Genomic DNA, 1472 nt, shown 5'->3' with positions numbered 1-1472 from the left:
CGTTCGGGAAAGGCGAAACCCGGCGCCGTCGGTACCGTGCCGGCGGCCGGGTCGATGGAGACAATCCCGCGGACGCGCGTCGCCTCGCCGTCGTCGCCGCCGTCCGCTTCAGCCGGCCGTGCTTCCTCCAGCACCTCGAACGGCGTCACCGAGAGGTTCAATTCCGCCTGGACCCGCTGCAGGGACAGCGCGAAGGCATAGGCGGAGGTGAACCGCGACCCCGGCGACTTGGCCATCGCCGTCGCCAGGGCCAGTTGCAATGATGCGGGCACGTCGGCACGGCGCAGCGGCGGCAGCGGCGCATGGGCAATCCGGTCCATCAGGTCCCGCTGGGAGTTGTTTCCGCCGGGCTGGATGAACGGGGACCGGCCGGCCAGCAGCGTGTAGATCGTGGCGCCCAGGGACCAGATGTCGCTGCGGGTGCCGTTGCCGGCATTGCCCCGGAAGGCTTCCGGCGGCGACCACGGTATGGACATGCCGGTGTCGCCATCTCCGCCGTCGGTGCTTGAGGAAATGCCGAAGTCGGTCAGGGCCGGCCGGTTGTAATCGGTGACCAGGATGTTGGCGGGTTTGATGTCGCGGTGTGCGATACCCGCCCGGTGCGCGGTTTCCACGGCCGAGGCCACCTGGATGCCGAGGGCCAGCACTTCGTCCACCCCCAGCGGACCGTTGCGGTACCGGACGTCCAGGCTGGGACGTGAACAATATTCCATCGCCAGGTAGGAATGTCCGTCGGCGGTGAGATTGGCCTCGTAGATCGTGACGATGAACGGATGCGTGGACAGTTGCGCCATGAGGTTTGCTTCGGATTCGAAGCGGCGTCGGGCGTCCTCGGTCTTCAGCCCGGACAGCAGTACCTTGACCGCAACCCGGCGCCTGGGCCGATCCTGTTCGTACAAATAGACGTCGGAGAAACCGCCGGAGCCAAGCAGCCTGACGTAGCGGTACCCGTCGATGGCGGGCGGCGGTGCGGGCGGGCGCTTCACGCTCACGGCAGGTCCTCAAAGCGCAGGGAGATGCCGTCGCCCAGGTCCGCGATGTCGCCGTCCAGCAGCATGACCGCCTCGCCGTGGCCCAGACGCCGGGGCGCCTGCTGGCCCCGCAGGAGCAAGGCCCCGTTGGTCGACTTTAAGTCGGCAAGGATGACGTGCCACCCTTCCAACCGGACTTCCACGTGCGAGCGCGAAATGTCCCCGCTGGCGCTGTGCACCGGCACCAGCCGAGGCATCACCCTGCCCTGCACCCGGTTCGCAGAAGGCTGCCGTCCAACGATCACGGGCCTGTCCAGTTCCACCACTTCGCCGGTGGACAACCGCAGGTGCCCCAGCGACGGCCGCTGCACCTCCCGGGCTTCGCCGTCCAACGGCCCGCCGCATCCGGAACACGCCGAACTGGTCGGTGGATTGGCGTGGCCGAGCCCGCACATCCGGGCCAGCACCATGGGGGCGGTGCTCGGGGCCGGCGACGGCGCC

General features: G+C 68.8%; 2 protein-coding genes. Both read right to left on the bottom strand.

The genetic code is table 11. From position 1 onward, the window contains the following. Window positions 1–992: serine/threonine-protein kinase (locus tag AC5RUJ_RS16225; RefSeq protein ID WP_494156241.1), on the bottom strand; the 992-nt coding region annotated here is incomplete at its 3' end. Beyond that, a partial coding sequence (locus tag AC5RUJ_RS16220; RefSeq protein ID WP_494156240.1) for an FHA domain-containing protein occupies window positions 989–1472 on the bottom strand: 484 nt, incomplete at its 5' end. The genes AC5RUJ_RS16225 and AC5RUJ_RS16220, both read right to left, overlap by 4 nt.

It is taken from the genome of Arthrobacter sp. Y3223164 (assembly GCF_059091005.1).
This window is presented reverse-complemented; position numbering and strand designations above follow the sequence as displayed.